A 21,485-nucleotide genomic window follows, 5' to 3' on the forward strand; every position below is an offset into this window, starting at 1 on the left:
ACAAAATTATTGCCTGTCGAGCGTCGGTGCTTATTGAGGTAGAACGAAGAGGTGCTGATTTTATGTATGGAGCAGAATTCTGCAACNGTTAACCCGCTCTCTTTTTGATAATCGAAGATACTTGGCCAGTCGTGTTTGGCTTTCTTGGTGTTCTTTTTAGTCATGTGCTAGTTCCTTGTGAATTTTGGAACTAGCGTAATTAATTGTTGGGTTTGGTATTATGTGTGCTTGGCTAGACGCTTACGATACTTCTATTGAAAAAGAGGTAACTATCACAGTACAAGGTAAAGGAAGTTTTGTTGCAAAGTCAGGTGAACCTCTGCTGAATAGTCTCGAACGTTATGGCCTAAGCACCGAGAATGCTTGCCGCTCTGGTGAGTGCAGTTTATGTCGCGTTAAGCTAATAAGCGGAGAAGTATTTAACCCTCATGAATCCAAGCTACGTAAATCAGATCGTAAATTTTCTTGGATTCATTCATGCGTTGCTTTTCCAACAAGCGATATAGAGATCTCTATATAAAGAAAACCCAAAAGCCAAATTAGGTACCGGTTAAGGTCTTCAAACTGGTACCTAATTTTAACTAGAGTTTGTCCTTCCCTACCCCATCAATGAATCAGATCAATTAATTATAACTTCATCATTTTCGGTGAAACTGCCTGAGCAAAGAATTCACTAATGCTCATATCCCCAGGTATACGAATATGGCCATCAATAATTAAAGCTGACATGCCGTGAACCATCGACCATGCACTCAGGGCTCTAGCCGTTACATGCTTGGACTCAACATTGCCATGCTCAAATGCTTGTCTAAGTATTTTAAAAGGCTTTTGAGAACTAATTTCGAGGACAGGGGATATCTCTGGATTCGCTGAGGCTTCGAGCTTGTTTCGACGACCACCAGTATCAGCCTGGCTCAGCATTAGTCTATAAATTGCAGGGTTTTCTACGGCAAACTGAACGTAGGCGACGCCGTAGTTAAATACCAAATCCCATGGATCAGTATAGCTCTTCTTAATATCTATCAAGCGTTTAGTTAGGTCATCGAAGCCTGATGCAGCGATAGCTTGTAAGAGCTCTTTCTTGTTCTTAAAGTGAGTATAAGGTGCCATATGCGACACCCCTACTTCTGCGGCAATGGCTCTTAAAGATAGAGCATCTACGCCTTTAATTTTTAATATGTCTTTAGCTGACTCAACTAATGCCGTCTTCAAGTCACCATGGTGATATGGCTTACTTTCAGCACTAATTGAGGCGTCACCTTGGGACTTAGAACTAGACATCCAGGTTTGTTACTTCCAAAGCATTTGTCTGAATAAAGTCTCGTCTTGGTTCAACTTCATCACCCATTAAGGTCGTAAAGATCTGATCAGCGGCAACCGCATCTTCGATATTTACTTTCATCATACGGCGACTTTCTGGGTCCATCGTTGTTTCCCAGAGCTGCTCAGGGTTCATCTCACCTAGACCTTTATATCGCTGAATATAAAGACCACGCTGAGCTTCCTTCATTAGAACCTCTAAACCTTGCTTAAAATCAGTGATCGCAAACTGTTTTTCACCACGCTTAATAAAGCTATTCTCACTGAAAATACCTTCAAGAGACTTCGCCATCGTGACAATTTTTTCATAACCAGCTGACTCAATGAACTCTTCACTGAAGATATACTCAGTTGATATACCGTGCACAAATACATCAACTTTTGGTAAGTACAGGTCTTTTTCTTCGTCGTGAGAAATACCAAATACATAGTTCATACCTGTCTTGGTATCAATACCAAGCAAAGGCTGTATTTCTTCAACCCAAGCCGAAACTTTCGCTTTCTCTTTAAGATCTTCTTTATTCAGCGCGCTTACTTTAAGCAAAGTTTCCAGTACAAGTAACGGATAAGAACGGGCAAGCTTAGAAATAATGGTTTCTACTTCACGATATTGACCAACTAAGGTTTCTAAACCTTGGCCAGAGATTGAGGGTGTTCCCTCATCAACATATAAATGAGTATCATCTAAAGCTGACTGGGTCAGGTATTGTTCTAAGGCAGCTTCGTCTTTCAGGTACTGCTCCTGCTTGCCCTTCTTAACTTTATATAAAGGAGGCATAGCAATAAAAATATGACCACGTTCTATAATCTCTCGCATCTGACGGAAAAAGAACGTCAATAATAAGGTTCTAATATGAGAACCATCGACATCCGCATCAGTCATGATAATGATGCTGTGATAACGGAGTTTCTCGATGTTGTACTCTTCTCGCCCAATACCACAACCTAAGGCTGTAATTAAGGTGCCAACCTCTGCAGAAGATAGCATCTTATCAAAGCGTGCTTTTTCAACGTTTAATATCTTACCTTTCAGTGGCAGTATTGCCTGTGTTTTTCTGTCCCGGCCCTGTTTGGCTGATCCGCCCGCTGAGTCACCCTCCACTATGTATAGTTCGGAAAGCGCTGGGTCTTTCTCCTGACAATCTGCCAATTTCCCAGGCAAACCAGCAATATCTAGCGCACCTTTACGTCGAGTCATTTCTCTCGCTTTTCGTGCTGCTTCTCTAGCTCTTGCCGCATCAAGCATCTTACCAACCAGGTTCTTGGCTTGTTGTGGCTGCTCTAACAAATAGTCTGCAAACTTAGCAGCCATTTCTTGTTCAACAGCTGTCTTTACTTCGCTCGATACTAACTTATCTTTAGTTTGCGAGCTGAACTTTGGATCGGGAACTTTAACCGAAACAATTGCGGTTAAGCCTTCTCGCGCATCGTCCCCTGTTGTTGAAACCTTTTCTTTCTTACCTAGACCTTCATTCTCGATATAGTTATTCAATGTACGAGTTAGTGCACCACGGAAACCCGCCATATGCGTTCCACCGTCTCGCTGTGGAATATTGTTGGTATAGCAGAAGATGTTTTCCTGATAAGTGTCGTTCCACTGCATAGCGACTTCTACGCCAACCCCTGTTGCTTCATGCATAATATTAAAGTGGAACATGTCGTTTACAGTCGTTTTGTTATGATTCAAGTACTCAACAAATGACGATAAACCACCTTCAAATTCGAATAGGTCTTCTTTATCACTACGTTCGTCTTTTAAATGAATCCGTACGCCGGAATTCAAAAATGACAGTTCTCTCAAGCGCTTTGCGAGTTGATCATAGTGATACTCAGTCTGAGTGAAAGTTTCTGAACTTGGTTTGAAGGTCACCATCGTTCCCGTCGTCTCAGAATGACCCACCTCTTTAAGGGAGTAATCAGGCACACCGTGGGTATACTCTTGCTCGTATATTTTGCCTTCTCTGCGTATCGTTAACTTAAGCTTTTCGGATAAAGCATTTACAACCGATACACCAACACCGTGCAAACCACCGGATACTTTGTAGGAGTTATCATCGAACTTACCACCAGCGTGTAATACTGTCAGAATAACTTCGGCTGCAGAAACCCCCTCTTCCTCGTGAATCTCTGTAGGAATACCACGCCCGTTATCAGATACCGAAATTGAATTATCAAGATGGATAACAACATCAATCGTATCGCAATGACCAGCAAGCGCTTCATCGATCGAGTTATCAACAACTTCGAAAACCATATGATGAAGACCGGTACCATCATCGGTATCACCAATATACATTCCTGGTCTTTTTCTTACCGCGTCTAAGCCTTTTAGTACCTTAATACTTGAAGAATCATAGTTATTTTCAGTTTCACTCATTCAGCTTTTGCTCCTAATATTTCAGGTACTATATTTGTTTTTCTTGATAATCATATTCATGAATACGGCCATGTTCCACGTGGAACATTTTACAATCTGACCGATGCTTATCTAAATAATCTCGGGGTATCTCTCGATCTAAAACTGTACACATTACTTGTGCGTCCAACTCTAACAAATTAGAGAGAATTATATCGATATTCTTACTATCTAGCTCCGCGGCAATATCGTCTATCAAGACGAGAGTCTGCGAATCGTTTAATTCTTTTAGGCATTTTACATGAGCGATATATAAGGCAATTATCAATAACTTCTGTTGCCCACGAGATAAAAATTCACTCACATTCTTACCACTTATTCTAAGCTTAAGATCAGCCCGATGTGGTCCATACTGGGTATACTTTTTTTCTATATCTTTCGAACGATTTTGGTCTAACATTTCTGCCAGGCTTTTACTCTTATCCCAGCCTTGAAAGTATTTTAATCCTATCTCACTTTGTTCGTTTAAACCCAGTCCGGCCAATACAGTTTCGAAGGTAACTCGAAACCTATCCATAAATTCGATTCTATGCTGCGTTATTTGCTCTCCTAAGAGCGATATACGCTTATCCCATACTTTTAGTTGAAGTAGGTCTATTTTAGCAGTTCGGAGTAGACTATTCCGCTGTTTTAGACAATTAATATAATCGTTCCACAAAAAAGAGAATTCATGTTCCACGTGGAACACTCCCCAATCTATAAACTGCCGTCTAACTTTTGGAGGACCAGTAAGTAAATCGAAACTTTGAGGTTCAACCATCAGAACCGGTGTTAGTTTCGCTAGAATTGCTGCACTCTTTATTGATTGGCCGGAAATTTTAATCTCGGAACCCTGGAGGGTCGACTTTCTGACACCAATGGGCGTAGCTTCTTCATTTTGCTTTGAGGTATTAACTTTGCCGAAGACAATCAGCTCTCTACTCTTGGCGTCACTATTTATAATATTATCGATATGGCGGGTACGGAAAGAGCGCCCTGTAGAGAGTAAATAAATTGACTCAAGTAAGCTGGTTTTACCCGATGCATTTTCGCCCCAGATAAAATTTAAAGACTTACTAAAAGAAACACTCAGATCGTGGAGGTTTCGAACGCTCTTTATTGATATTGACGATAAGGACATAAATTAACTAAAGGCTCTACGAAAAAGGACATAGAACCATAAATGATGTGCCATATTCTAATGAAGCATATTCAGTCGATCATCAACAAACATATCTAGCTCAGGCGCTAATATATGAACATAGCGATCGAAATACAAAAATTGCTTTAATAACAAAGCAAATTCTCTAGGGAAGTGGATACCATTCTGCTCACCAACCTTAACCATATCCATTAGCACATTATTAATATCATCTTCACCCTGCGTTTCGAACATCGCTGTATCGGGGACCATCACATCTAGTTTATTAAACACTCGACGTAAATCGTTTGCTAAGTCATCAACAATGACATCTTTATCTGTGACACCAATGCGAATCATCGCATCAGCCATACCCTCAAAGTTTCCAATCATAATCGCTGATATAAAGTCTGAAACAGCTTCCCAGGTGCCAGGGTTAATACGACCTACAATACCAAAGTCGATAAAGCCGATACGACCATCTTCGAGAACCATTAAGTTACCTGCATGAACATCAGCGTGGAAAAAGGCACACTGCGTCAAACTAGAGAACCAGGTATTCATTGCTGTGATCAATGTCTTTTCGGGATCGGAGCAGTATTTACGAATTGTATCCAAATCAGTTAGCGATACACCATAAAAACGTTCCATTGTCAGAACTCGTCTCGAGCTAGCGCTTCGATAAACTTTAGGAACGCAAACATCCTCGTGGCCAGCACTATGCAAAAACTCGCTAAACTCATCTAGGTTATTTGCTTCTTTTATAAAATCACACTCTTCCATCATTGTGCGCTGAATTTCTTCAACGACACCAGACATAGATGTCCATGATAGCTTTGGTGCCAGATATTCAATAATTCTCGCTGAGACATAGAGAAAGTTAAGGTCTGTAAGCAATACATTCTCAACACCTGGCTTTTGAATTTTGATCACTACATCTTCACCCGATACAAGCTTGGCAGCATGAACCTGAGCAATAGAAGCGGATGCTAAAGGAACCGGGTCAACATAAGAATAAACTGCACTCAAAGGCTTACCTAATTCATTTTCAATAATCTTTCGAGCCACAGAAAAAGAAAAAGGCTGGGTACGATCTAAGCAGTTTTGAAATTCTTCAACGTAATCTTGAGGAAAGAAAGTAGGCGAACTTGCGATAAACTGCCCTAACTTAATATAGGTAGCACCTAAGTCTTCAAAAATAGATCTTAATAACTTGGGATTGGGTGGCCGTTTACCGATTAACCATTGAGCACCTGTTTTAGCAAGAATGCCTGTAGTCTGACCAATACGAAAAGTTCCCTTCAATGTATCTGTAAACAATCCCATCGCTTTGTCCTTTTATATTACTATCTGAATTACAACGCTAATAATGAAGAAGCGCCTGTTAGAGTCTTCCCTGCCCTACTCTATAAGCGCATCGGCATGATTACGTATAAGTTTCCATCATTCTCTGAAGACTCTATCAAAGCCGATGAATTTGCATTCAATAGCGTCATTCGAATATTTTCACTCGACAAAACATTCATAACATCAATTAGATAGCTAACATTGAATCCAATCTGTAAATCTTCACCCTGATAATCCACTTCCAAACAATCTTCAGCTTGTTCGTGCTCTGGATTATTAGCAAACACCTGCAATTGATTCTCAGACAAATGTAATTGAATTCCTCGAATATTTTCATGTGAAAGAATACTTGCTCGCGTAAACATATCCTTAAGCGAACTTCTATCCGCATACATAACCTTGTCACCACCCTTAGGAATAACACGGTTATAGTCAGGGAACTTTCCATCGATCAATTTTGAAGTGAATCTATAATTGCCTATCTGTGAATATATATGGCTTTCACCGATAGAAAGCACCACTTCGTCTTCAGAGTCAGATAACAAACGACCGAGCTCAATAATACCTTTTCTCGGTACAATCACCTGCTTGTCTGTATCGCGCTCAAGATCTGTTGCTAGAGATGAAAGTGCGAGACGATGCCCATCCGTTGCAACTAAACGAACGTAACGGTTACCTAGCTCTAACAACATGCCGTTTAAGTAGTAGCGAACATCCTGTTGCGCCATCGCAAAAGAAGTCGCATCAAGCATCTGTTTAAAGTCACGCTGCATGAAACTCACAGCAATATCGTGAGGAGACTCTTCAGTATTCGGAAACTGATCTGCTGGCAAGGTTGCTAAGGTAAAGTGGCTCTTACCGGAACGAAGGTGCATCTTTTCACCTTCCAGACTTAGCTCAATCACTGCATCATTTGGTAAAGAGCGACAAATATCTACTAACTTACGTGCAGGCAAGGTAATTCTTCCAGCAGTCTCGACTGCGGCGCTATTAAGCGTACAAACTAACTCAACCTCCATATTGGTGCCGGTTAATTCTACTTTACCTGGTTCTGCTTCAAGCAAAATATTCGAAAGCACAGGCATGGTTTGCTTTCGCTCAACAACACCCGAAATAATTTGAAGAGGACTTAGGATTTCTTCACGAGTAATAGTTAATTTCATTTTTTATCTGCTCTTTTAGATCTAGAGTATTGTTAGTAATTTATCATGTATATGAGTAATTAAAGAGAACCCAACGCTTATTTAAGTCGTTAAAATTCTCATAAAGTTATGGTGGTCTTCTCGAATACCTGGGTCATTATCCTTCAATTCAACAACCTTCTTACAAGCATGTAAAACAGTCGTATGATCCCTGCCACCGAAAGCATCGCCTATTTCAGGCAGGCTGTGATTGGTTAGTTCTTTTGCAAGCGCCATAGCCATCTGTCTGGGTCTGGTAACTGAACGGGTACGCCGCTTCGATAACAAATCTGCTACCTTTATTTTATAGTACTCAGCAACAGTTCGCTGTATGTTTTCTATACTAACTTGCTTGTCATGTAGAGCAAGCAAGTCTTTTAGACATTCACGAATAAAAACCGGAGTAATCTCTTCGCCTGTAAAATGAGCATTGGCAGCAACTAGTTTTAAAGCCCCTTCTAGCTCACGAACGTTGGAGCGAATCTTTTGAGCAATAAAGAAAGCCGATTCACTACTAAGATTAACCTTAGTCTGCTCTGCTTTTTTCATCAAAATTGCAACACGGGTTTCTAGTTCAGGCGGCTCAACCATAACGGTAAGTCCCCAGCCAAAACGAGACTTCAAACGTTCTTCCATATTATCAATTTCTTTAGGGTAGCGATCGCAGGTCAATATCATTTGCTGACCGCCTTCTAATAAGGCATTAAAAGTATGGAAAAACTCTTCTTGCGAACGCTCTTTACGTGCAAAGAATTGAATATCATCGATTAGCAAAGCATCAACAGATCGGTAATATCGCTTGAATTCATTGATCGCATTAATCTGCAGAGCTTTAACCATATCGGCAACAAATCGTTCGGAATGAAGGTAAACCACCTTAGCATTAGGATTCTTCTTAACGATTTCATTACCGACAGAATGCATCAAGTGAGTTTTACCCAGACCAACACCACCATAAAGAAATAAAGGGTTATAAGCTCCGCCTGGATTTTCTGCTACCTGGACAGAAGCAGCGCGTGCTAACTGGTTAGATTTACCTTCTACAAAAGTATCAAAAGTAAAATTAGGATTTAAAAAGCTTTGGTGTTTTATAATTGAACCTTCAACTTCAACCCGCCGTTCAACAGGTTTCGATGAAGACAGACCACTTTCGCGAGGCTTATGAGAACTATGTTGGTTAGGTGAAGCAGGGCTAGGCTTTCTTCTGTTGTCTTCAGTTTTAAGCTTTGTACTATTATCAGCTTCTTTAAGACTGCCAATTTTTAGATTGACGGAAGAAATGACTTTGTCATGCCCCATATCTTTAAGTAATTCGTTTATACGCTGTAAGAACTTTTCTTTAACCCAATCCAATACGAATTTATTCGGTGCATATAATTGAAGTATACCGTTAACACACTCCCCCTGAAGCGGCCTTAACCAAGTATTATATTGCTGACTAGGCAATTCTTCTTTTAGCTTTTCTAAGCACTCAGACCAGACTTCAGTTTGCACTTGGTACTTTATTCCTATTATTTAGAAAGAGGGGGAAATACAACCGTTTTTATTAAGGTGAATTTTAACGGTAAAACGTCGTAACTACTAGCGCTATTTTTTAGGTTAATAAACCGCCTGTTAATAACTTTATATATATATTTCAAATAATTAATAACTTTACACACAAGCTTGTGCACAATTTTACAGCTAATTTTTTTTAGTGCTCGATTATTGCAAAAAGTAGTAGAAATAAATTGTGGATAAACCCAAGGATAAAAATGTGTATAAATTAATCTCTGATTTATCCAAGTTTTATTCAATCGATAATCACGTCTTTTCCTAACTTTTCCCTTATACTTACTAAAGACTTAAATAAATGTTTTTAAAGGAATTTACTCTCTTATCAACAGAAATTGCTCCCCTTAATAGAACATAAGTATAAGAAGAGAATATATAAATAATATTATTTAAGGGATGGGAAAAGATAAGACCTAAGATAAACTTTAAATAAAAATGAGAATATGGATTGAATAATCTTGCCTAAACAATTACAATCTCGCTCCAATTTTTTTTCACCCTATTTATTGTGAGTACTGGAAATGAAAAGAACATTCCAACCTAGCGTACTTAAGCGTAAGCGTACACATGGCTTCAGAGCACGTATGGCAACTAAAAGTGGTCGTCAGATTTTGAACCGACGTCGTGCTAAAGGCCGTAAAGAACTAAGTGCATAAAACTTGTACTCCAGTTTTAAGTTTCCTAAATCAACTCGGCTACTAAAATCGAGTGATTATAGTGATGTTTTTGAGTCTGTTGATATACGAGTTTCCAGTAAACATTATTTGATGTTGACTAGAAGCCTGAATAACTCAGATAGCAGACTCGGAATAATCGTTGCTAAAAAGAACGTAAAACTCGCTGTACAACGGAACCGAATTAAACGCTTATTACGAGAATCGTTTCGGACTAAGCGTAGTTCGCTTCCAAACCTTGATATTATTGTTCTTGCAAAGAAAGGTGCTGATTTATCTAGCAGCAAAGAATGCACTCAAGAACTAGACTATCTGTGGCGTAAGTTAGTTCGTAAAACATCTCAAAATAAGTCTGATAAGAAGACTAAGTCAGCTCGGACTTCGTAACTACTGACTGCTGAAAAGTGTTAGTAAGGACATAATTTTGCTGAGAACCATGATGAGAAAAGTTATCATTGGTCTAATTCGCGCTTATCAACTCTGTATTAGTCCTATACTCGGCCCTTCTTGTCGATATTATCCAACATGCTCTGAATATGCCCTCGAAGCTGTAAAAATTCACGGTATATTTAAAGGAAGCTTTCTTGCAGTACATCGTGTGTTAAGATGCCATCCGGGTTGTGAAGGTGGACACGACCCTGTACCGGAAAAGAAGACAAAATCCTCCTCAGATAAACAATCAAAACCTTTATAACTCTATCTTTATAAGATATTTACGGTAGTGAATTATTATGGATCTTAGACGTAGCATTATTTTTGTTGGCTTAGCAGTTGTATCATATATGTTGATACTTGCCTGGAATGAAGATTATGGCCAGCAAGCATCGCAAACCGCAGTTAAACAAGCCATTCCACAAGAGTCTATTGGTTTAAGTACTTCTGCAGAAAGTAGCGAAGATTCTGAATTTACTGTACCTGAGTCTGCTGCTGCAAGTATTGATAGCACAGCCCAAACAAAGAATTCCACCTCGCAACAATCGTCAAGCGTTCATATCAAAACAGATGTATTAGATTTATATCTTGATCTTAAAGGCGGTAATGTTATTTCGGCAAAAATGCCTCAGCATAAAGTTAGCTTAGGCTCAGAAGAAGCACTGGCGCTGTTGGAAAGTGGTAATGGTAGACATTACGTTGTTGAAAGTGGTCTATTTGGAAAAAATGGATATGATTCCTCTAAAAACGGCCCAGCTCCTATTTACTCATCATCATCTTCTTCATACGAGTTACAAGAAGGACAAGATAGCCTTTCAATAGACCTTAATTTTGAAAGTGATGATGGTGTATCAATTACTAAGCGTTATGAATTCAAGCGCAATGATTATCTGATTAATGTCAGCTATATCATTAATAACAAGACTAATGATAACTGGCAGGCAAACCTGTCTGGAAAGATTGTAAGAGATCGTTCCTCTGACCCATCGAGCCAAAATAGTATGGGTATGCAGTCATTTTTGGGAATGGCGCTTTCAAGCGCTGAAAAACCTTACGAGAAATATGACTTTGAAGACATGCTTGACTCCCCTATCAATGAACAAATTCATGGTGGTTGGGTTGCATTTATTCAGCATTACTTCCTAAGTGCCTGGATCCCAGATAATGGCGTTACTCATACTTATCAAACACGCGTGAAAGGCGGTCGATATTTGATGGGCTTTATTAGCCCTGCAATCGAAGTCGCTCCAGGAGAAACCAAGACGACATCTGCACAGTTATATATTGGTCCAAAGATTATGGAGCGTTTGGAAGCTATTGCACCAAACCTTGATTTAACCGTAGATTTTGGTTGGTTATTCTGGGTAGCAACGCCACTATTCCTATTGCTTGATTTCTTCTATGGCATTGTATTGAACTGGGGTTTTGCAATTATTCTAGTGACTGTTTGTGTTAAGGCTTTGTTCTTCAAGTTGTCGGCTGCAAGTTATCGTTCTATGGCGAATATGCGTCGGGTAGCACCTAAGCTACAAGCTTTAAAAGAACAGTATGGCGATGATCGTCAGAAGATGTCTCAAGGAATGATGGAGCTCTATAAGAAAGAGAAAATTAATCCTCTTGGTGGTTGTCTGCCTATTCTTGTTCAGATGCCTGTATTTATCGCTTTATACTGGGTTTTGATGGAGAGTGTTCAATTACGCCATGCTCCATTTATGTTCTGGATTCACGATCTATCGGTAATGGATCCTTACTTCATTCTGCCGATTCTGATGGGTGCAAGTATGGCTATCCAAATGCAGCTAAATCCATCTCCGCCTGATCCAATGCAAGCTAAGATCATGAAGATTATGCCTGTTGTAATGACTGTTTTCTTCTTATGGTTCCCTTCAGGGCTAGTTCTTTACTGGTTAGTAAACAATATTCTGTCGATTGCACAGCAGTGGGTAATTACCAGACAAATCGAAAAAGCTAACGCTTAATCTACCCTGTTCTTGATATGAGTGAATATTATCAAGACACTATTGCAGCTCTTGCTACGGCGGCAGGTCGTGGCGGAGTTGGAATTGTCAGGGTATCAGGCCCAAAAGCCTTAGATATCGCTAAACTGATGGTTCATTTTGAGCCTAAGAATCGATATGCACATTATTGCGATTTCTATGATCCAGATGGTTTACGTTTAGATCAGGGAATTGCCCTGTACTTTAAAGGTCCCCACTCCTTTACCGGTGAAGACGTCGTTGAGTTCCAAGCTCATGGTGGCCCGGTCATTCTGGATCTTTTGTTAAAAGCCATCGTTTCGAATGGTGCTCGCTTAGCAGAAGCGGGAGAATTTTCTCAACGCGCCTTTTTTAATGACAAGCTGGATCTGGTTCAGGCTGAAGCTATTTCTGACTTGATAAACAGTACTTCCGAGCAGGCTGCTCGTTCTGCTTTGCGTTCCCTACAAGGGGACTTTTCTCAGCAAGTTGATGCCATTGTATCCGGCTTGATTAAACTCCGAATGTACGTGGAAGCAGCAATTGATTTCCCTGAAGAAGAAGTTGATTTTCTTTCTGAGTCACATGTCCTGGAGCAAGTTGATACTCTGATTGATACCTTGAATGACTTAATCAATAATGCGAATCAAGGGGCACTACTAACTGAAGGAATGAGGGTGGTAATTGCCGGTCGTCCAAATGCAGGTAAGTCTAGTTTGCTGAATGCTTTAGCAGGACGCGATTCAGCTATTGTGACTGATATTGAAGGAACTACACGTGATGTGCTTAAAGAGCAGATCAATATTGATGGAATGCCTTTACATATTATTGATACGGCAGGGCTTCGAGAAAGTACTGATAAAGTTGAACAGATTGGTATTGATAGAGCTTGGCAGGAAATTGAACAAGCTGATCGAATTCTTTTAGTTGTTGATGCTTCATCTATTGAATCAAACTCTGACTCATTACCAGACACGCTATGGCCAGAGTTTTTGGAAAAGCTCGATAATCAGGACCATATAACAATTGTTCGAAACAAAGTGGATAAAACGTCAGAAGCCCCATCGACTGCTTCGCTTGGTGAATTCCCACTTATTTCTTTATCCGCTAAGCAAAAACAAGGCTTAAGCTTACTACAAGATCACCTTAAAGAGTGCGTTGGTTATAAGGCTAATAATGAAGGTACATTTACTGCACGCAGACGGCACCTAGATGCCTTAAATCGTGCTTTGGATGCTGTAAATCTTGGTCGAAGACAGCTAACAGAGCTCAATGCCGGCGAGTTATTAGCCGAAGAGCTGCGTATTGCCCAAGATAATCTAGGGGAAATTACCGGTAAGTTCAGGCCCGATGACCTTCTTGGTGAAATCTTCAGTAGTTTCTGTATTGGAAAGTAGCTAGCGACTGATCAGAGCTCTATACTGTTGGCTTGCTTAAACTAGTTACAGGAGACAAGGATGAGTCAATCGGCCTTATTGAAAAGCAAACGATTTGCCCCCTTTTTCGCTACCCAGTTTTTGGGGGCATTTAACGATAATATCTATAAAAATACCCTAATGCTGATCATCGCATTCAAGGCATCGGATGCCTTAGGTATGAATGCTGATACGGTTCTTAACCTGGCAGCAGGTCTATTTATTCTGCCCTTCTTCATCTTTTCTGCTATTGCTGGCCAAATTACCGATAAATATGAAAAATCAGGCCTAATTCGAAAAATTAAGTTTGCTGAAATTCTTATTATGTCGGTGGCAGCATTAGGCTTGTTGATGGAGTGGTATTCCCTGCTCCTGGTTTTACTATTTGTGATGGGAACGCAGTCAGCATTTTTTGGACCTGCAAAATATGCCATCATCCCTCAACACCTAAAGTCAGAAGAATTGGTCGGTGGCAATGCGCTGATAGGCATGGGCACTTTTGTTGCGATTCTTTTGGGTACTATTGGCGCTGGTATCATCATGCAATTAGATAGCTTTCTGATTGTGACAGCATGTGCCGTCGTGTTTTTTGCATTGCTCGGTTATCTTAGTAGCCGTTCAATACCTTTGGCCCCACCGAGCCAAGCTGATATAACAGTCTCATATAACCCTATTAAAACTACCCACTCTCTAATTGTCGAAGCAAGAAAGCACCGGCCGATATATTTAGCAATTGCGGCAATCTCCTGGTTTTGGTTTTTAGGTGCAGCTTATTTAACGCAATTCCCTAACTTCTCGAAAGAAGTCTTGTTGGGGGACTCCTCACTCGTCACCTTACTATTGGCGGTATTTACCATTGGTGTTGCACTTGGCTCGATGCTTTGTGAAAAACTGTCTTCATCACAGGTTGAGTTGGGTATTGTACCGATTGGCGCGTTGGGATTAAGCCTATTTGGTGTAGATCTTTATAGCGCAATTCCTCATCAACCTGAAATTATCCACACTTGGCTTACATTCCTAAACGCTGAAGGTTCTTTTAGAGTGTTGATTGATCTGATCGGTATAGGTATCTCAGGAGGCATCTTTATCGTCCCACTTTATGCCTTTGTCCAGGAAAGAGCGGAACCGGCTTTTAGAGCGAGAACCATCGCTGTGATTAACATTATGAATGCCTTGTTTATGGTGGGAAGCGCTATCACAGGAATGATCTTACTGGGAATGCTAGGTCTTGAAATACCAGAATTCTTCCTGGTTTTATCCATAATGAATTTCGTTGTTTGCCTATACATATTTTATCAAGTAGATGAATTTGCGATTCGCTTTTGTATATGGATATTAGGTCATACCATGTACCGAGTCAGCCACGAAGGCTTGGATAATATTCCTCGCGAAGGTGCAGCAGTAGTGGTTTGTAATCACGTATCATATGTTGATGCGCTCATACTTGCCGGTGCATGTAGACGCCCTATGCGCTTCGTGATGGATCATAATATTTTCAAAAACAAATTTTTAGCTTGGTTTTTCAGAGCGGTCAAAGCCATTCCAATCGCGCCTGCGCATCAGGATCAAGAAATTTATGATCAAGCTTTCGAGTCAATATCTGAAGCACTAAACAATGAAGAGATAATTTGTATTTTCCCGGAAGGTAAGCTGACAAGAACTGGCGATATCAACGAGTTTAAAACTGGCATTGAAATAATAATCGGGCGTGATCCTGTCCAAGTAGTGCCGATGGCCCTACAAGGCCTTTGGGGAAGTGTTTTTAGCCATAAAGATGGAGCTGCCTTTTCGAAAGGTCCTAAACGTTTCTGGTCTAAGGTAAGGGTAATTGCTGATAAACCACTTAATCCAGATCTAGTAAGCGCCGAATTGTTGCAATCGAAAGTTATGCACTTAAGAGGAAATGTTCAATAGAGCACTTATGCCAAGCTGTGGATAACTTTAGCCTCTAACTTATGGTTTAAGAGTTAAATTCAATATATCTTTATTTAACAAATGCTTATAGTGTTTTGTTAAAGTTTAAAATTAATGTGCCTGTGGATAAGTTGTTTGATAACTTCTTTATAATCGTGTGATAAGTGCTTGAATTCATTAAAACTGAGTGAATGTTCATTTATTTACATTAAGAACACAGATTTATTTTAAGACACTCAAAATTTGAGTCATAAGTGCAAAACTGTATAAAAAATAAACGATAAAGGCTGCTATTTATCACTCAAATCTTTATAATGCGCGGCTATTTTATTTGACTGGGGATGCTAGGTGGATTTCGCAAAACATTACGATGTTATTGTTATTGGTGGTGGACATGCCGGGACTGAAGCTGCTTTAGCCGCAGCGCGTCGCGGCTCATCAACCCTTCTACTTACGCATAATATCGAGACGCTGGGTCAAATGTCATGCAATCCAGCAATTGGTGGTATTGGTAAAAGTCATCTTGTTAAAGAAATCGATGCTCTAGATGGTGCTATGGCACGAGCAACCGATTTGGCGGGTATTCAATTTCGAGTGCTGAATAGCCGTAAAGGGCCAGCGGTAAGAGCTACACGCGCACAAACAGATAGAATCTTATATAAAGCCGCAATTCGAGAAACCCTGGAAAACCAGGAAAACCTGGATATTTTCCAACAATCGGCTGATGACTTGATTGTTAAAAATGACCGGGCTTGTGGCGTTGTCACCAATATGGGAGTTCGCTTCCATTCAAAGACCGTTGTTTTGACAACTGGAACCTTTTTAGGCGGTGTTATTCATATTGGTTTAGAAAACCATTCAGGTGGACGTGCGGGAGATCCACCGTCGATAGCATTGGCAAAACGCTTAAGAGAAATGCCTTTTCGTGTTGGCCGTTTAAAAACGGGTACACCGCCCCGAATTGATGCACGTTCAGTTGATTTTAGCGTAATGGACGAACAGCCAGGTGATACACCTTTACCGGTAATGTCTTATACCGGCACAGTTGAACAACATCCAAAACAGATTTCTTGCTATGTAACCCATACTAATGAACGTACGCATGAGATTATTCGCTCAGGTTTTGATCGTTCACCCATGTTTACAGGCATCATAGAAGGAACAGGCCCACGTTACTGCCCTTCTATTGAAGATAAAATTAATCGTTTTGCAGATAAAGACTCCCACCAGATTTTCGTCGAGCCTGAAGGGCTGACAACGCATGAGTTATATCCAAACGGCATTTCAACTAGTTTGCCCTTTGATGTGCAAATTGACTTAGTGCGTTCAATGAAGGGCTTCGAGAAAGCACATATTACGCGGCCTGGTTATGCAATTGAGTACGATTTCTTTAACCCTCAAGACTTGAAACAAAGCCTAGAGACAAAGTTTATCGAGAACTTGTTTTTCGCTGGCCAAATTAACGGCACAACTGGTTATGAAGAAGCCGGTGCCCAAGGTTTACTTGCTGGTATGAATGCTTCGTTGAAAGCAAGTGGTGATATGCTTTGGTGCCCTCGTCGAGATGAAGCTTATATCGGAGTACTGGTTGATGATCTGATTACACTAGGAACCAGTGAGCCTTACCGTATGTTTACAAGCCGTGCTGAATACCGTTTGTTACTACGCGAAGATAATGCTGACCTAAGGTTAACTGAGATCGGACGTAATTTAGGTTTTGTAGGCGATGAGCGCTGGTCACAATTCTCAAGCAAGCGCGAAGCAATCGAGAAAGAAACAGAGCGTCTAAAAACAACTTGGGTGCAACCTGGCTCAGAAGGTGGGAAGATTGCTGACAAATATTTTGATCGACCTATTTCGAGAGAATACAGCCTTCGTGACTTGCTAAAGCGTCCTGAAATCAATTATCAAAGTATTGCTGAAATAAACGGTGATCCAACAATTTCTAATGCTGTTGCTGAACAGATTGAAATACAAACCAAGTATGATGGTTATATCAGTCGTCAACAGGATGAGATTGATCGTTTAAGAAAGAATGAATTAACCAAGCTGCCAATCGATTTCAATTATGATGGAATTTCTGGTCTATCCAATGAGATTAAGCAAAAACTATTAGAGGTTAAACCAGAAACAATTGGCCAGGCATCTAGAATTCCGGGAATTACACCGGCTGCTGTGTCATTGGTACTCATATATCTGAAGAAAAAATCTTTATCTAAATCAATCAAACATGAAAGTGCCTGATTTCGGCACTTCACGTATCTTAAAAGAGAATAGACGTGATCAATGCATCGCAACGTGCCAACTTTAGTAATATTCTAAGCGACGCGGCAGAAAAAATAGGTATTACTCTAAATGAAGAGCAGAATGGCCTTTTACTCGACTATTTAGAGTTATTGATCAAATGGAATAAAGCCTACAATCTGACGGCTATTCGTGACCCGGAAGAAATGTTGATTAAACATCTGGTCGACTCGCTTAGCATTGCTCCTTATATAAAAGGTCAGGACATCGCTGATATCGGTACCGGCCCTGGATTACCCGGTATACCGATGGCCATCTTGTTTCCAGAAAAGCGCTTTTTGCTGGTCGACAGCAATGGTAAAAAGACACGCTTTTTGACTCAGAGTAAGATTACACTTTCGCTAGCCAATATCGAAATAGTGCATGGACGTGTAGAGAGTGTTGCGCAGGATAAACAATTTGACCAAATTATGTCACGCGCATTTACAGCGCTAGATAATATGGTAAAACTATGTAAGCACTTACTTACTGAAAAGGGTGAGTTTTTAGCAATGAAAGGTTTGCATCCAAAAGATGAGATTAATGCACTGCCAATAGATTATCATGTTAAAAACGCAATTAAGTTATGTGTTCCCGCTTGTGAAGAGGACAGGCATTTAATTATCATAGAGAAAACTTCAGCGTAATAAGCATATTGCTATTGAAAGCGTCTATAAGTGAGGGTTACACAGTGCCAGCGAAAATCTATGCGATTACTAACCAGAAGGGGGGGGTTGGAAAAACGACCACCACTGTAAATCTTGCTGCATCGCTGGCTGCGACCAAACGCAGAATTCTCCTTATTGATCTTGATCCGCAGGGAAACGCAACTATGGGTAGCGGGATCAGCAAGAATGAAATTGAATATACGGCCTATGATGTACTGACCAAAAAGGCCGATGTTCAAGAGGTCATTACGCGTTCAGTCGTTGGTAAATACGATGTTATTCCTTCCAATGGCGATCTGACTGCAGCGGAAGTCGAGCTCCTTAATGAGATTGGCCGTGAACATAGACTGAAGCAAGCCTTAAAATCTATTCGTGATGATTATGAATTCGTCTTGATCGACTGTCCTCCTTCTCTAAATATGCTAACCGTTAATGCCTTATCAGCGTCGGACGGCGTTATCATTCCAATGCAATGCGAATATTATGCGCTAGAAGGCTTGGCCGCATTAATGAATACGGTTGAGCAGATTAGAGAAACCATCAATCCGAAGTTAGAAATTTCCGGCATACTTCGTACTATGTATGACCCAAGGAATAGTTTAACCAGAGATGTATCTGATGAACTTCAGGAATATTTCGGTGAACAGCTATATAAAGTCGCAATTCCAAGAAATGTAAGACTAGCGGAAGCACCCAGTCACGGTATGTCAGCATTACATTATGACAAAGCTTCAAAAGGTGCGATTGCATATTTGGCATTGGCCGGTGAAATCGTCAGAAAGAACAAAGCAGCAGCAAAAAAAGCCGACTTGGCTGAAGCATAAAACAATAATTAAGCTCATGACTTTTAAAGGTCATCATCAAGCGTTACTAAGTGAGTAGGAAAATACGTGGCAAAGAAACGAGGTTTAGGGGAAAAAGGTTTAAGCGCTTTACTCAAGGGCTCAAATGTCGACTTTAAAAAAGAAGTTGAAAACGATGGAGACCTTAAGCAACTTCCAGTTGAGTTTCTAAAACGAGGTAAATATCAGCCTCGTCGTGACATGGATCCTGATGCACTCGAAGAGCTCGCCGAGTCAATTCGACAGCAAGGTATTATGCAGCCGATAGTGGTTCGTTCTCGTGGCGAAGACTCCTATGAAATTATTGCGGGCGAAAGGCGTTGGCGGGCAGCACAAATCGCTCAGCTCGATAAAGTCCCCGCAATTATTCGTGATGTTGAAGATGATGCGGCTGTTGCAATGGCGCTTATCGAGAATATTCAGCGTGAAAACCTTAATGCAATGGAAGAAGCCACCGCTTTACAGCGTTTGCAAGATGAGTTTGAACTTACCCAAAGCGAAGTAGCTGAAGCCGTTGGTAAATCGAGGTCAACCGTGACTAACTTGCTTCGCCTGATCAACCTAACAGATGAAGTAAAGTTGATGCTAGAGCATGGCGACTTGGAGATGGGCCATGGCAGAGCGATGTTATCGTTAGATACCGAGCGACAGATAATTGTGGCTCGTCAGGTTGAGTTGAAGTCGCTTTCAGTACGACAGACCGAAGCACTCGTCCGTCGCCTAATAGAAGACAAGCCTACAAATAAAGCAGCTAAGCCAAAACCCGATGCCGATATATCACGCTTACAAGAAGATCTATCTGAAAAAGTAGGTGCAGAAGTGAGTGTTCAGCATTCAAATACAGGCAAAGGTAAGCTAGTGATTAAATATAATTCTCTTGATGAGTTAGATGGAATTTTGACTCATATCAAGTGAAATCTAACTTGATCGAAAAATAATCGATTCTTTTTTGTAACTTAAGTGAATATTCATCCCTAGAGCGGTTGAATGCACAGATTATAACCCCTATAATCTGCCACGCTTCGAGAGGCCTGATTAGGCCGAAGAAGAAAATTGGCGAGAATGAATGTTAAGCGCCGCGACTCGATAAGACTAAAGAAAAATAAAAACAAGAGCTAACGATAACAAAATGTCTTAAAAGAACAGCAACTTAATGGCTGTATCTTAAGTCGAAGGTAATTAAGGAAGATATCTGCTAACTACAGCGCAGTGACATCAAAAGGTAGCAATGTAGTAGGCAAGATTAATGAACAGTAGAAAAAAGGCTGACATAAATAAGCCGCCGATTTACAAGATTTTTATTGCTCAGATGGCTCTTACGAGTGTCATTTGCGCAGGGTACTATTTAGTTAGCGGAAGCGTTGCGGCATACTCTTCGCTATTGGGTGGGGTTATATTTGTTATCCCACAACTATATTTTGGTGTTAAAGCGTTTTTGTACAGTGGCGCTCGGTCAATCCAAAAAATAGTTATAAATTTTTATAAAGGTGAGAGCACCAAATTAGTAATCATTGCACTGAGCTTCGGACTTATATTCAAGTTTGTAGAGCCTCTGGATTACTTAGCACTTTACTCCACCTTTATCAGTGTTTTAGTGATGAACTGTTTCTCGGCTCTCTTAGTAAGTAAGCCGAACTCACACAAAGCATAATTTAGAATTTTTAACTCTATAATGTAGGCCCTTAACTATGGCAGGCGATAGTCTAACAACCACTGAATATATTCAGCATCACTTAAGTAACCTAACTTTCGGCCAGCTTCCTGCTGGTACTGTTCGTTATGATGGCACAACGCTACAAGAAGCAACTTGGACAATGGCTCACGGTGGCGAAGAAGCTGCTGCAATGGGTTTCAATGCATTTCATGTAGATAGTTTACTTTGGTCATTTGGCTTAGGTGTTATTTTCTGCATGATCTTCCGTTCCGTTGCCAAATCGGTAACTAGCGGTGTACCTGGTCGCTTCCAAAACTTTATCGAAATGATTGTCGATTTCGTTGATGGTAACGTTAAAGATATGTTCCATGGACGTAACCCACTTATTGCTCCTTTGGCATTAACAATCTTTGTTTGGGTATTCTTCATGAACCTAATGGACTTGATCCCGGTTGATCTAGTGCCATGGTTGCTTACATTTGTGGGCGTTGGTTATCAGAAGATTGTTCCATCAACAGACCCTAACATCACACTAGGTATGGCTTTAGGTGTATTCATCCTAATGCTTTACTACTCTATCAAGATTAAAGGTATTGGTGGCTTTACTAAAGAGCTTACCATGCACCCTTTCAATCACTGGGCGTTTATCCCTGTGAACCTATTTATGGAATTAGTCGGTCTATTAGCTA

The 21,485-nt window shown here is 40.5% G+C and carries 19 protein-coding genes; 13 read left to right on the forward strand and 6 right to left on the reverse strand.

The annotated features are described in order from the left end of the window. Window positions 1–220 precede the first annotated feature (220 nt). On the forward strand, window positions 221–520 hold the full coding sequence (locus A3729_RS26410) for a 2Fe-2S iron-sulfur cluster binding domain-containing protein (RefSeq protein WP_068634453.1): 300 nt from the start codon (window positions 221–223) through the stop codon (window positions 518–520). Window positions 521–627: 107 nt separating this feature from the next. On the opposite strand, the gene A3729_RS26415 is transcribed toward A3729_RS26410, so the two are convergent. The 6 genes from A3729_RS26415 to dnaA all read right to left on the reverse strand — a co-directional run bounded on the left by A3729_RS26415 (window position 628) and on the right by dnaA (window position 8,878). Next, a complete protein-coding gene (locus A3729_RS26415) occupies window positions 628–1,281 on the reverse strand; it encodes a TetR/AcrR family transcriptional regulator (protein ID WP_068507328.1) in 654 nt (217 codons plus the stop codon). Continuing rightward, window positions 1,274–3,697, reverse strand: a complete 2,424-nt coding sequence (gene gyrB, locus A3729_RS26420) for a DNA topoisomerase (ATP-hydrolyzing) subunit B (RefSeq protein WP_068553028.1) — start codon at window positions 3,695–3,697, stop codon at window positions 1,274–1,276. Before gyrB ends, A3729_RS26415 begins: the two co-directional genes overlap by 8 nt. 28 nt (window positions 3,698–3,725) lie before the next feature. Next, window positions 3,726–4,856: a DNA replication/repair protein RecF gene (recF, locus tag A3729_RS26425; protein ID WP_068507325.1), complete on the reverse strand. Its 1,131-nt coding sequence runs from the start codon at window positions 4,854–4,856 to the stop codon at window positions 3,726–3,728. Window positions 4,857–4,913: 57 nt separating this feature from the next. Continuing rightward, window positions 4,914–6,182, reverse strand: coding sequence for an AarF/ABC1/UbiB kinase family protein (locus tag A3729_RS26430; protein WP_068507323.1), 1,269 nt, complete (start codon window positions 6,180–6,182; stop codon window positions 4,914–4,916). An 80-nt stretch (window positions 6,183–6,262) separates the two neighbouring features. After that, window positions 6,263–7,366 carry a DNA polymerase III subunit beta gene (gene dnaN, locus A3729_RS26435; RefSeq protein ID WP_068507320.1) on the reverse strand — a complete coding sequence of 368 codons (1,104 nt, stop codon included), beginning with the start codon at window positions 7,364–7,366 and terminating at the stop codon, window positions 6,263–6,265. 81 nt (window positions 7,367–7,447) lie between these two features. Further along, the gene (dnaA, locus tag A3729_RS26440) at window positions 7,448–8,878 is read right to left on the reverse strand and encodes a chromosomal replication initiator protein DnaA (RefSeq protein WP_068507318.1); all 1,431 of its coding nucleotides are present in this window, start codon (window positions 8,876–8,878) and stop codon (window positions 7,448–7,450) included. 581 nt (window positions 8,879–9,459) lie between these two features. On the opposite strand from dnaA, the gene rpmH reads away from it, so the two are divergent. From rpmH to A3729_RS26490, 12 genes are all read left to right on the forward strand, one after another. Continuing rightward, on the forward strand, window positions 9,460–9,594 hold the full coding sequence (rpmH, locus tag A3729_RS31155) for a 50S ribosomal protein L34 (protein WP_082865166.1): 135 nt from the start codon (window positions 9,460–9,462) through the stop codon (window positions 9,592–9,594). 3 nt (window positions 9,595–9,597) lie between these two features. After that, window positions 9,598–9,999, forward strand: a complete 402-nt coding sequence (gene rnpA, locus A3729_RS26445) for a ribonuclease P protein component (RefSeq protein WP_068507316.1) — start codon at window positions 9,598–9,600, stop codon at window positions 9,997–9,999. 52 nt (window positions 10,000–10,051) lie between these two features. Continuing rightward, on the forward strand, window positions 10,052–10,306 hold the full coding sequence (gene yidD / locus A3729_RS31160; RefSeq protein ID WP_082865167.1) for a membrane protein insertion efficiency factor YidD: 255 nt from the start codon (window positions 10,052–10,054) through the stop codon (window positions 10,304–10,306). A gap of 37 nt (window positions 10,307–10,343) precedes the next feature. Beyond that, window positions 10,344–12,023: a membrane protein insertase YidC gene (yidC, locus tag A3729_RS26450; RefSeq protein WP_068507314.1), complete on the forward strand. Its 1,680-nt coding sequence runs from the start codon at window positions 10,344–10,346 to the stop codon at window positions 12,021–12,023. A 17-nt stretch (window positions 12,024–12,040) separates the two neighbouring features. After that, window positions 12,041–13,417 carry a tRNA uridine-5-carboxymethylaminomethyl(34) synthesis GTPase MnmE gene (gene mnmE, locus A3729_RS26455; protein ID WP_068507313.1) on the forward strand — a complete coding sequence of 459 codons (1,377 nt, stop codon included), beginning with the start codon at window positions 12,041–12,043 and terminating at the stop codon, window positions 13,415–13,417. A 60-nt stretch (window positions 13,418–13,477) separates the two neighbouring features. Then, window positions 13,478–15,349 carry an MFS transporter gene (locus tag A3729_RS26460; RefSeq protein ID WP_068507312.1) on the forward strand — a complete coding sequence of 624 codons (1,872 nt, stop codon included), beginning with the start codon at window positions 13,478–13,480 and terminating at the stop codon, window positions 15,347–15,349. A gap of 348 nt (window positions 15,350–15,697) precedes the next feature. Beyond that, window positions 15,698–17,593 carry a tRNA uridine-5-carboxymethylaminomethyl(34) synthesis enzyme MnmG gene (gene mnmG, locus A3729_RS26465; RefSeq protein WP_068507310.1) on the forward strand — a complete coding sequence of 632 codons (1,896 nt, stop codon included), beginning with the start codon at window positions 15,698–15,700 and terminating at the stop codon, window positions 17,591–17,593. A 35-nt stretch (window positions 17,594–17,628) separates the two neighbouring features. Next, window positions 17,629–18,279, forward strand: a complete 651-nt coding sequence (gene rsmG / locus A3729_RS26470; protein WP_156490478.1) for a 16S rRNA (guanine(527)-N(7))-methyltransferase RsmG — start codon at window positions 17,629–17,631, stop codon at window positions 18,277–18,279. Between the two features lie 44 nt (window positions 18,280–18,323). Further along, window positions 18,324–19,124 carry a ParA family protein gene (locus A3729_RS26475; RefSeq protein ID WP_068507309.1) on the forward strand — a complete coding sequence of 267 codons (801 nt, stop codon included), beginning with the start codon at window positions 18,324–18,326 and terminating at the stop codon, window positions 19,122–19,124. Window positions 19,125–19,190: 66 nt separating this feature from the next. Continuing rightward, complete coding sequence (locus tag A3729_RS26480) at window positions 19,191–20,057, forward strand: ParB/RepB/Spo0J family partition protein (RefSeq protein WP_068507307.1); 867 nt, start codon at window positions 19,191–19,193, stop codon at window positions 20,055–20,057. Window positions 20,058–20,388: 331 nt separating this feature from the next. Beyond that, window positions 20,389–20,793: a F0F1 ATP synthase subunit I gene (locus A3729_RS34715; RefSeq protein ID WP_068507305.1), complete on the forward strand. Its 405-nt coding sequence runs from the start codon at window positions 20,389–20,391 to the stop codon at window positions 20,791–20,793. Window positions 20,794–20,830: 37 nt separating this feature from the next. Further along, window positions 20,831–21,485, forward strand: a 655-nt coding sequence (locus A3729_RS26490) for a FoF1 ATP synthase subunit a (RefSeq protein WP_068634454.1), incomplete at its 3' end; no start/stop codon positions are given.

The organism is Oleiphilus sp. HI0043, from assembly GCF_001634935.1.